Raw genomic sequence first — 10072 nt, forward strand, 5'->3', positions numbered from 1 at the left:
CGCAGGGCGCTTTCACGGATGAGATTGGTGGGAGGTGCAGCCTTTTTAGCTCTAAGGCCGACGGAGCAACAACATCTTCACGAGACCTTAAACGGGCAATCAAGAGATGAAGATTGATAAAAAGAAGTTCGAATGTGCCTACCGGTAAGTCGAAATTTCCACTTGATCGAGGTCCCCTGCGGCAACTAGACGGTAGTGCCGCTCGTCTACGACCCGAACCTCTTCGTCTTCGACAGTAAGTTCGAATATTGCGATCTGATCAGAAGATACGAATTGAACAGAAATAGGTCGGCACTTGAGATGAGGGAATCGTGCCTCGCACCAAGCAATATCTTGCATAGTTTGCACGATAGAAATTTGATCTGACCCGCCTTTTGCCTGCACGGGGATCATGTAGTGGGCACCGAACTTATCCATTCCCACATACACCTCGTCGATCTCGATTTGCCCAATGGATTTGACGGTGGTTCGCAAGTGATTTTGGAGTGAGAACGTTGTCAAACCCAAGAAGATATCAATTAATCGGTTGTAGCGTACCTTGGCTAACAAGGCTTGCTCGTCATCCAACGCATAAGTCGAAATGATCTCGGGAGTATTGTCCGGAATTTTGGTGGTGACCAAATTCTGATTTGGAACGATACGATTCTTTTTTACGAGACGGAAACGATACTTCGCGCGTCCAGCTAGTTCGATAATCCATTCAGAGCCAGTCGGTTGTGTTTTGAGAATAGCGGGGGGCATTGGCGCTCGGAATCTCATCGAATAAATAACATCCCCCAAATTTTCGGGAAGATTGATTGTCAGAGCCGTCGCTGCTCGTTTTAAGTCAGAGCGTTCGAATGCCAGGGACTTACTTCCCTTTTTGTATAAGTCAAAGAATATTTTCTCAATAAGTGCTGAGTAACGGTTCAATGAGGATTTCGTTCCACTAGAGAGGTTGGTAGCGCTCATGAGTAAGCCAGTTCTTGTTGAAGGATCGGAGTTAACAGGGGTGCGTCTAGACTCCGTTGCGGAATCCTTTTTCGGGATATGACGTCCTGAGAAACACCGAAAAATCGAGCGGCCTCCCTCATCGCCATAGACAGCAGATAGGTTGGCCCCAAGTCAAATGGTTGATCGGGCTTAATTCTTACCGCTTCTAGACTTTCCATGATGCTTGAAGCAATAGCGCGTCCCAGCAGCGGGGGCACTGAGTTGCCAATCTGGCGAAACCCATGCCACTTTGTTGCATTAAATCGGAACCAGTCAGGATAGGAATGAATTCGCGCGGCTTCGCGAACAGTAATGACGCGTGGCTCAAATGGATGGATGGGGCGAGGCGAAGTGAAGGCCCCTCTGTCACTTGCAGTGCCAGCGCGGAGCGTGTTGCATACCCCACTCGGATTAAGTTTCAAGAATCGGCTTATTGGTTCGACTGAGCCAGCCGCTGTTTCGGCGAATCTCTTTCTCGACAGCGGAGTGTGTGCTGTGAGCGCACTGGAGGTAAGAATTGAGCTATCGAAGTTACGCGGGTGAGAAAAGTCAAAGGGATCTTGCTTTTGACCTCGAAGAACACTCGCATATTTCGAAGGACGACCGAATTTTGCCGATACCCAGTCTTGCGTCCACAATTCTTCATGCTGCTCTGCTTCCGGTAGATCACCAATAGCTTGGCGTACAGTTGCGCGGCCTGCCGGGGCCGGGTATTCCGGAAGCTGTTGCCCTTTTCGAGCCCCGATTAAGAATAGCCGTTCTCTCGACTGAGGCACGCCGTAATCAACAGCGTTTAACACTTTGTAGGGGAGCAGAATTTCATAATTTGCCGACTGAAAGGCATCGATTACTTCGTCTAGGAACTGCCGATGTTTTCCTAGTGTTAGGCCTTTAACGTTTTCGAATACAAAGTATTTCGGTCGCAGTTCTTTGACTATGCGAACAAAATGATGAACTAGTTGATTTCGTGGGTCGTCAAGGGCACGTTTTCCGATCAACGAAAATCCTTGACAGGGAGCACCACCAAAAACGACATCGACATCGCGATTTTCTAGATTGGCTTTGGCTCGAATTTCCTTTCCCGTTACGTCGATCACGCTCTTACAGATCGTCGCCGTGTGCGGAAAATTAAATTTGTGAGCTGCGCAGTGAATGGGATCTAGTTCTACTGCGGCGGCAATGTCGAAACCTGCAGCTTCGAAGCCAAGGCTAAGTCCACCAACGCCGGCAAAGAGATCGATACCGATGGGGCGGCGAAGAGTTTTAGAGGTCGTAGTAGGCATGCTGTGTAGGCTATATCAATTCTTGACATTTGTCGATCGGATTATGCTTCCAAGAACTTGATAGCCCGGCAGGCCAATCGCTTCGGTTCGAGAGGTTGCCGGCGTGCATCGGCGCCTGATCTGACATTCTCTTGCACGCGCTTCCCTGTATCACTAAACTTTTAGCTCCCTTCACCAAGGAGCCACCATGCCCGACCCCGCCGACCTTCCCCCCAGCATCCTCTCCCACATCTCCCTGGGTACCAACGACTACCCGCGCGCCATGGCGTTTTACGACGCGGTGCTGGCCACGTTGCAGATTAAGCAAGTGATGTCGCATGGCGAGTCGGTGGCTTATGGCCGGGCGTTTCCGGAGTTCTGGATTGGCCGGCCGCTGGATGGTGGGCGGGTTGTGCCGGGCAGCGGCACGCATGTGAGCTTTCTGGCCAACTCGCCAGCGGAGGTGGATGCCTTTCATGCGAAGGCGCTGGCGATGGGTGGGCAGTGTGACGGGCCGCCGGGCTTGCGGCCGCATTACACACCTACGTATTACGCGGCGTTTGTGCGCGACCTGGATGGGCACAAGATTGAGGCGATGTGTTTTGCCGAGGCGGCGGGCTGAGGAGCCCGGGATGGCCAAATGGGGCGATCTGGCCTTTTTATGTAGCCAAATCGGCCGTTTGCCCTTATTCCACGGACGCGAGCAGCTATCAAATCAATAGCGAATGGTGCCTCGCCAGATTAACTCGCTAGGTCAACTCCGCACCGAAGCCGGCACGCGGCTTGGCGCCGCAGCCTGCTTACCAACCCGTTTCGCCCGCCACACGCTCAACCTCGTCGATGGCGTAGGTGGTGAACTCGTCAATCTCGGTGGCTTTGTCGAAGACGGCGTCGGCGCCGGCTGCCAGGCAGCGCTGGCGTATGGGTTCGGTGGCGTAGTTGGTGAGGACGATGACTTTTTGCCGCAGTGCGCGGCTGCTGCAGCTTTTGACGACGTTCAGGCCGCTGCCTTGCAGCAGGAAGAGATCAACGATGGCCAGGTCCCAGTCGCTGGGGTTGGCGGCCAGCCACTGGATGGCTTCGGCCTCGGTGCTGGCCCAGCTGACGACGCGGGCGCCGACGAGTTCTTCCAGCGATTCGGACAGGGCGTCGCGAATGACGGGGCTGTCTTCGACCAGGAAAATTCTCAGGCGCATCGAGGGTCCGGTTGTAAATACAGCCAGGGCGCAGGCTGCTCATGGGAAAAGTCTAGAAGGAGTCTACACAAAGGAAGAACCGGGTAAACGCTAAAAAGCCCGGCTGGAGCGCGCAGAAATGCACGCGCGATGGCCGATGCACGGCCTTGTCTGACTGGGCGGACATGGGCGCAGCCGGAGAATGGGCTTCACCGCGTCATTCAAGGGAATGCGCCATGAGCGGCAGCACGCAGGTAGCCTGGGCTGGAGTTACTCCCTCTCCCAGAGGGCGAGGGGGCAAGAAAAGCGAGCTGCATGCGGCGGCCTGAGTGGTTGCAAATCATGAGCCAAATCGGCCACTGCCCCTTATTTGACGGGCACAAGCAGCTACAAAATAAATAGCGGCCACTGGCCGCCAGAACGTGGACGCGGCGGCGACGCACGCCCATAATCGCCCCATACTTTTGAGGAGACGCTTGTGGCGCTACTGATTCTGGGGCTGGTGATTTTTCTGGGCGTGCACTCCACACGCATCGTTGCCGACGGCTGGCGCACGGCCATGGTTGCCCGCATGGGGCCCTTGCCGTGGAAGGCGCTGTATGCGCTGCTTTCGGTTGTGGGTTTTGTGCTGATCGTCTGGGGCTTTGGCCTGGCGCGGCAGCAGCCGGTGCAGCTGTGGATGCCGCCGCGCGGCATGCGGCACCTGGCTTCCTTGCTGACGCTGATTTCCTTTGTGCTGGTGGCGGCGGCCTATGTGCCGCGCAACGCCATCAAGGCGCGGCTGCACCACCCCATGGTGCTGGGCGTGAAGGTGTGGGCGCTTTCTCACTTGCTGGCCAACGGCAACATTGCGCATGTGGTGCTCTTTGGCAGCTTTCTGGTGTGGGCGGTGCTGAACTTTCGCGCGGCGCGTGCGCGTGACAGGGCTGCCGGCACGGTGTACCCGGCGGGTACGGCTTCAGGCACGGGCATCACAGTGGTGGCGGGTGTTGCGGCCTGGGCGCTGTTTGCCTTCTGGGCGCACGGCTACCTGATTGGTATTCGGCCGATTGGCTGAACCCGATATCAGGGCTTGTTGGCAAGCACCCAGCTGCTGATCTTGCTGACAACCTCGGCCTCGTGGCCGTTGAAGCCGTGGTAGGCCATGGCTTCGCAGGGGTCGCCGGTGCTTTGGCCGCCGGTGACGGTGATCAGTTCGGCCTTGGGCGTTTTGGCGAGTTTTTCCATCAGCGGGGGCATGTCGCTGAAGCGGCAAACCCGGCAGGCGTCCTGCTCGTGGTGCACCACCAGCACCGGAATGCGCAGGGTTTCCAGAGGCATCTGGGGCACTGCGCGGCTGTTGCTGTCGTTCAGAATGGTGGCGGTCAAAACCAGCCCGTCGGGGCCGCCTTTGGCGGGGCTGAGTTCGGTGGCAATGTAGGCGGCTGACTGGGTGCCGCGGCTGGTGCCGGCCAGCCACACCGGTACCGGGGCCTGCTGTTTGAGCCAGGCAATCACGGCGGCAATGTCGGTGGCGTGTTCACGGGTTTGCCGAACACCGCTGAGGAAGGGTGGCGACTGGCGGTCAGACGGTGCGTCGACAACCGCCACGGCGAGGCCGGCGTCGGCAAACAGCTGGCGCGTGCGCACCAGAAAATTGCCGCCACGCTTGAAAGACCCGTCCGCTCCAATTTCCAGGCCGCCGTGCCCGCCCGTCATCAGGATGACGGCTGCTTTGGCGTTGGGCGGCGCAATATAGACAAAGCGCTGTGTCACGCCGGGCCGGGTGGGAATGTCGACCATTTTCGGCGTGCCCTGCGCCAGCGCGCCCTGGCTGGCCAGCCCCAGGGCCAGCAGGCCGGCGGCCAGGCTTTTCAGAAAGCCGCTGTAGAGGGTGGTTTTCATGTTTCGGCGCCTTTCTGTAGGCCAAATTGGCCATTGGCCCTTATTCTACGGGCGCGAGCAGCTATAAAAACACTAGCAGAACTGCGCCGCTCGTCACTCGGCCAGTACGGCCTTGATCCATTTGATCATGTCATCGGTGGCCACCCGCGGGGTTTCCAGGTGGCCACCAGAAACTTCGAGGTATTTGTTCTTCGGGTTGGCAGGCAGCTTGTCGACGTAGTAGGCCTTGATGCGTTTGAACAGCGGATCCTGTTCACCCACCACCGTCATCACCGCGGTTTTGGCCGGCACACGTGGTGCGGTGACCGACATTTCTGCATCGGAGGCGGGGTCAAAGTACGAGAGGAAGTCTTTGGCGGTGGCAACAACGGTTTGCTGTTTGCCCTGGTTGATGTCGCTGAAGCGCTCGCGCGAATCGCCCTTGCCTGCGGCAACCAGCGCGCGGGCCTCGTCCACGCTGTCGCGCACCACCTTGAGCCCGGAGTAGGTGTAGTAGCCCCGAGGGATATGCCCGGGCGCCAGCAGCACCAGCGCATCAACGTCGCCGGCACGCGCGGCATGGGCCAGCGCCGCGGGGACACCCATGCTGTGCCCGACGATGACGATTCTGGTGGCACCCTGGTCGCGCAAGCCCTTGATATGGCCGGCGATTTCGGCCATGGCCTTGTCAAAGTGGCCGTCCAGGTAGCGCCCGCGCGACCAGGGCATGTCTGGCACGGTGGCGACCCAGCCCTGCTTTTCAAACGTGCCCTTCAGCGGGCTGAAGTTCGGGTCCTGGTTGTGGCCGTTCTTGCCGTGCAGCATGAGCACGCCGATGCGCTGCTGTGCGGTGGCGGTGAGGGGGGAGAGGGCCGCGGCCAGCGTGATGCAGCTGATGGCAAGGAGGGAGGAGATAGAGGAAAGGGAGAAATGGCGACGTTGCATGAGGCTCTTTCTGGTGGCTTGGCTTGGTTTGGGTCGGGGCGTAAAGCTTGCCCGGGTTGAAACAGAGCCTGAAGTTTAGGTAGAAAGTACCGCTGCCGGAAAGGGGAAAGTTGGGGAAATGCCCCAGCCTCCCATGAACTGGGGATGAAACCGAGGCTTGTTTGCTTATGCGTCTTCTTCGTGGCGGCTGCTGCGCCAGATGGCGCGCACCAGCCACAGGGCGCCAGCCACCGCGCCGCAAAACCCCAGAAAGCCAAACACCGGCAGACCCATCAGCGTGGGGCCGCCCTTGACTGTCATGACGATGGACGAACCGATGATGAGAGCGGCAATCACCAGCGCCATGGCCAGGCGGTTGGCGGCGCGGTCGAGCTGGTTGCCCACACGCTTGAGGTTGGCAATGTCGATGGCCACGCTGACATGGCCGCGGCGCGCGTTGCGCAGCAGGCGTGAGAGGTCATGCGGCAACTGTTCGGCCAGGGCCAGTGCGCGGCGCAGTGTTTTCCAGCTGCGTTTGGCCAGGGCCTTGGGCTCGTAGCGGGCGCGCATCACCTGGCGCAGCATGGGCAGCGCTTCGGTGGCCATGTGAAAGTCAGGGTTCAGCCCGCGGCCCATGCCTTCCAGCGAGATAAAGGCCTTGATCAGCAGCGCCAGATCGGCCGGCAGGGCCAGGTGGTGGTCGCGCAGGATGGCGGTCACGTCGGCCAGCATCTGGCCGAGCTTGAGCTGGGCCAGCGGCGTGCCGTGGTACTGGTCGACAAAGGCCTGCAGTTCGCCTTCGAGCTGTTCGATGTTCAGGCCGTGGCCGTCACCGGTCCAGTCGAGCAGCACGTCGGCCACGGCGCGCGGGTCGCGCTCAACCAGGCCCAGCAGCAACTGCAGCAGCTCGTCGCGCCGCTGCGGCGACAGGCGCCCGACCATGCCGAAGTCGATGAAGGCAATGCCGTTGCCCGGCAGGTAAAACACGTTGCCGGGGTGCGGGTCGGCGTGGAAGAAGCCGTCTTCCACAATCATTTTCAACACGGCCTGCGCGCCGCGCTGGGCCAGCAGGCTGCGGTCAAAACCGGCCTCAGGGGTGAGCTGTGCGAGCTGGTCGCCGGCGATGCCGCCTACAAAGTCTTGCGTGTTCACGCGCTCGCCGGTGTGCGCCCAGTGCACGCGCGGAATCACCACATAGGGCACGGCGGTAAAGTTGGCAGCAATGCGTTCGGCGTTGTGGCATTCGGCGGCCAGGTCGAGCTCGCGCCGCAGCGAGCGCGCAAACTCCTGCACCAGCTGGCGCGGGCGGTAGGGCTTGAGCGAGGGCATTTCGGTTTCGGCGATGGCGGCCAGCCGGTCGAGCAGGCGCAGGTCGGCCTCGATCACGTCGCGGATGCCGGGGCGGCGGATTTTCACCACCACTTCGGTGCCGTCTTTCAGCTGGGCGCGGTGCACCTGGGCAATTGACGCGGCGGCCAGGGGCTCGACGTCAAAGCGGGCAAACACGGCTTCGGGCTCATCGCCCAGGTCTTCGCGCAGTTGCTGGCGCAGGGCGTCCAGCGGCACGGCGGGCACCTGGCTGTGCAGGCGCGAGAACTCGGCAATCCACTCGGGGCCAAAGAGGTCGGCGCGGCCGGCCATGATCTGCCCGAGCTTGACGAAGGTGGGGCCGAGCTCTTCCAGCGCCAGGCGCACCTGCACCGGCGGCGAGATGCGGGCCAGGTCGGCGGCGCTTTCCCATTTGATGGCGTGGCCGGCGCGCTCCAGCCTGTCGGCCAGGCCGAGGCGACGCACGGTGTCGCCAAAGCCGTGGCGCACCAGCACACCGGCAATCTCGTTGATGCGACCGATATCGCGCGCCGCGCCCAGGGTTTCAAGCAACATGAGGGCGATGATAGGCCGCCCCAAAACGCCTGCGTTTGACAAGCCGCAAGGTGCGGGCTCGGCACCCGGGAGGTGGGGCACGGCTTGTTTGCCGTTGCGGCTAACCCGCAAACCGTCTCGCAGAACATCCAGCGGGCATTGGAAAAAGCTGTTGCATGACAAAGACTTGGCTATGCTTGGCAAGTCGCAAATATTCTCGCAACCTGCAGCGGAGGCGGGCGCTTCGTCATGAAACTTTTTATTCGTTCTCTTCTGGTTTTTCTTGTTGGCGTTTTCCTGTTGGGCGTGGTGGCTGTCGTGGCCACTTGGGCGCCGGACAAACCAGTGGACGAACTCAAGCCGCGCTGGGCGCAGGCGCCTTCGCAGTTCATTGCCATCGACGGCATGCAGGTGCACCTGCGTGACGAAGGGCCGCGAAACGACCCGCTGCCCATTGTGCTGATTCACGGCACCTCGGCCAGCCTGCACACCTGGGAGGGCTGGGCGACGGCCCTGCGCGGGCAGCGGCGCGTGATTCGTTTTGATCTGCCGGGCTTTGCACTCACGGGCCCCAACCAACAGAACGATTATTCGGCCGAAGCGTATGTGCGCTTCGTTACCGCTGTGATGGACCAGATGGGCGTGCAGCGCTTTGTGCTGGCGGGCAACTCGTTGGGTGGGCAGGTGGCTTGGGCGACAGCGGTGGCGTTGCCACAGCGCGTGGCGCGGCTGGTGCTGCTGGACGCGAGCGGTTACCCGCCAGAGTCGGCCAGCGTGCCGCCTTCACTTCCTTTGGGTTTTCGCATTGCGCGCATGCCGGCGCTGCGGGTGCTGACGCAATACACATTGCCGCGCAGCATTGTGGAGAAAAGCGTGCGCAATGTGTATGGCGACCCTTCAAAGGTAACGCCTGAGCTGGTGGACCTGTACGTGGACATGACCTTGCGCGCGGGCAACCGGCAGGCGCTGGGCCGGCGCATGGACCAGGGTTACACCGGCGAGGTGGCCGGGTTGAAGACGCTGGCTGTGCCCACGCTGATTCTCTGGGGTGGGCAGGATCGGCTGGTGCCGCTGGAGTTTGGTCAGCGGTTTGCGCGTGACATTGCTGGCAGCAAGCTGGTGGTGTTTGACGACTTGGGGCATGTGCCGCATGAGGAGGATCCGGTGCGGACGGTGGGGGTTGTGAAGACGTTTCTCGGCTTGTAAGCCACAACTGGGACTTTGCTGGTTGTCATCCCGGGCTTGATCCGGGATCCATGTGCGCTAACTACTTCAGCTCCTCGTCTGTTTGTAGTTCGTCAACAAGCCGGGGGTTGCCCGGCAGCAACTCACTTTCTTTTGCTTCGCCAAAAGAAAGTAAGCAAAGAAAAGGCGACCCTGCTGTCTGCGTCCCTCCTTCGCTGGCGCTGCGGAGGGAAACCTGCGGTGCTCGGTCCAGCCGGGGCCGGGCTCGAACTCGCTGCGCTCAGACAATCGCCCGTCCTGATCCGTCTGGACCTCCGCTCCTCGGCGCATACAGAAGGGTGGGGGATGAAAGCGGGAGCGGATTCGGATACGGGGATCCATGTTTGCTGACTACCTCGCGTTGGTTTGGTTGCAGTTGTTCGCCAGCAAGCCGGGTCTCGGCCCGGCGGCCGACCTTCTTTCTTTTGCGTCGCCAAAAGAAAGAAGGCAAAGAAAAGGCGACCCTGCTGTCTGCGTCCCTACGCTTCGCTACGGGCAACCTGCGGTGCTCGGTCCAGCCGGGGTCGAGCTCGAACTCGCCTTCGGCTCAGACAATCGCTCGCCCTGATCCGTCTGGACCTCCGCTCCTCGGCGCATACAGAAAGGTGGGGGATGGAGATGGGAGCGGAATCGGGAACGGATGCGGGGAGACCTGACGCGCGAAGCGCGTCAGGTCGGAGCACGTGGCCGTCATGTTTGCACGCGAGCGCAGCACACGTGGCCAAATGAAGTCCCCCTCCATCGCCCAGCGGGGCGAGGGAGGGGTTAGGGGTGGGAGTGGCAGGCTGG

The 10072-nt window shown here is 60.4% G+C and carries 10 protein-coding genes; 4 read left to right on the plus strand and 6 right to left on the minus strand.

What is annotated here, in order from left to right; translation table 11 throughout:
- Nucleotides 1–138: 138 nt before the first annotated feature.
- Both B0B52_RS21085 and B0B52_RS21090 read right to left on the minus strand, forming a co-directional pair.
- A complete protein-coding gene (locus B0B52_RS21085; RefSeq protein WP_077595650.1) occupies nucleotides 139–951 on the minus strand; it encodes an endonuclease in 813 nt (270 codons plus the stop codon).
- On the minus strand, nucleotides 948–2255 hold the full coding sequence (locus B0B52_RS21090; protein WP_077595651.1) for a DNA cytosine methyltransferase: 1308 nt from the start codon (nucleotides 2253–2255) through the stop codon (nucleotides 948–950). The genes B0B52_RS21085 and B0B52_RS21090 overlap by 4 nt, the downstream gene beginning before the upstream one ends.
- 187 nt (nucleotides 2256–2442) lie before the next feature.
- Here B0B52_RS21090 and B0B52_RS21095 point away from each other — a divergent pair, with 187 nt between their 5' ends.
- Nucleotides 2443–2856 carry a VOC family protein gene (locus B0B52_RS21095; RefSeq protein WP_077595652.1) on the plus strand — a complete coding sequence of 138 codons (414 nt, stop codon included), beginning with the start codon at nucleotides 2443–2445 and terminating at the stop codon, nucleotides 2854–2856.
- A gap of 178 nt (nucleotides 2857–3034) precedes the next feature.
- Here the strand turns inward: B0B52_RS21095 and B0B52_RS21100 are convergent, their stop codons facing one another.
- A complete protein-coding gene (locus tag B0B52_RS21100; protein ID WP_077595653.1) occupies nucleotides 3035–3430 on the minus strand; it encodes a response regulator transcription factor in 396 nt (131 codons plus the stop codon).
- Between the two features lie 457 nt (nucleotides 3431–3887).
- Between B0B52_RS21100 and B0B52_RS21105 the strand changes: the two genes are divergently transcribed.
- On the plus strand, nucleotides 3888–4466 hold the full coding sequence (locus tag B0B52_RS21105; protein ID WP_077595654.1) for an NnrU family protein: 579 nt from the start codon (nucleotides 3888–3890) through the stop codon (nucleotides 4464–4466).
- Between the two features lie 8 nt (nucleotides 4467–4474).
- On the opposite strand, the gene B0B52_RS21110 is transcribed toward B0B52_RS21105, so the two are convergent.
- The 3 genes from B0B52_RS21110 to B0B52_RS21120 all read right to left on the minus strand — a co-directional run bounded on the left by B0B52_RS21110 (nucleotide 4475) and on the right by B0B52_RS21120 (nucleotide 8080).
- Complete coding sequence (locus tag B0B52_RS21110) at nucleotides 4475–5293, minus strand: hypothetical protein (RefSeq protein ID WP_077595655.1); 819 nt, start codon at nucleotides 5291–5293, stop codon at nucleotides 4475–4477.
- Nucleotides 5294–5386: 93 nt separating this feature from the next.
- A complete protein-coding gene (locus B0B52_RS21115; protein ID WP_077595656.1) occupies nucleotides 5387–6217 on the minus strand; it encodes an alpha/beta fold hydrolase in 831 nt (276 codons plus the stop codon).
- A 165-nt stretch (nucleotides 6218–6382) separates the two neighbouring features.
- Complete coding sequence (locus B0B52_RS21120; protein ID WP_077595657.1) at nucleotides 6383–8080, minus strand: AarF/ABC1/UbiB kinase family protein; 1698 nt, start codon at nucleotides 8078–8080, stop codon at nucleotides 6383–6385.
- 228 nt (nucleotides 8081–8308) lie between these two features.
- Between B0B52_RS21120 and B0B52_RS21125 the strand changes: the two genes are divergently transcribed.
- Together B0B52_RS21125 and B0B52_RS21135 are read left to right on the plus strand one after the other, a co-directional pair.
- Nucleotides 8309–9265 (plus strand): alpha/beta fold hydrolase, encoded by a 957-nt coding sequence (locus tag B0B52_RS21125; RefSeq protein WP_077595658.1) that lies wholly within the window; start codon nucleotides 8309–8311, stop codon nucleotides 9263–9265.
- Nucleotides 9266–9623: 358 nt separating this feature from the next.
- A complete protein-coding gene (locus B0B52_RS21135) occupies nucleotides 9624–9851 on the plus strand; it encodes a hypothetical protein (protein ID WP_077595660.1) in 228 nt (75 codons plus the stop codon).
- Nucleotides 9852–10072: the final 221 nt, after the last annotated feature.

The organism is Polaromonas sp. A23, assembly GCF_002001015.1.
Classification (GTDB): Bacteria; Pseudomonadota; Gammaproteobacteria; order Burkholderiales; family Burkholderiaceae_C; genus Polaromonas.